The following is a 279-nucleotide window of genomic DNA, read 5'->3' as shown; positions in this document are numbered from 1 at the left end:
ATGGGTGTATCCCTTATTGAGGAAGGAAACGTGATTGGGGAAATCATTACAAATTTGACGAAAAACCATTCTGTACGTCTTATGCCAGCTGTAGAGCAACTGTTAAAAGAATGTGGTGTAAAACCGAAGGAATTAACTAAAATCGTAGTAGCTGCTGGACCTGGATCATATACAGGTGTTCGCATAGGCGTGACAGCGGCAAAAACATTAGCTTGGTCACTTCAAATACCAATTGTAGGTGTATCAAGTTTAGAGGTAGTAGCTGCAAACGGTGCTAAC

Annotated in this window: 1 protein-coding gene; it reads left to right on the top strand. The window is 41.2% G+C overall.

The window, feature by feature from the left end:
• Positions 1-279, top strand: a 279-nt coding sequence (gene tsaB, locus SB717_RS35225) for a tRNA (adenosine(37)-N6)-threonylcarbamoyltransferase complex dimerization subunit type 1 TsaB (protein WP_410907551.1), incomplete at both ends; no start/stop codon positions are given.

It is taken from the genome of Priestia sp. SIMBA_032 (assembly GCF_046535215.1).
In the GTDB taxonomy this organism is placed as follows: domain Bacteria; phylum Bacillota; class Bacilli; order Bacillales; family Bacillaceae_H; genus Priestia; species Priestia aryabhattai.
The sequence above is the reverse complement of the archived record's forward strand: the minus strand, read 5'-3'. Positions and strand labels throughout refer to the sequence as shown.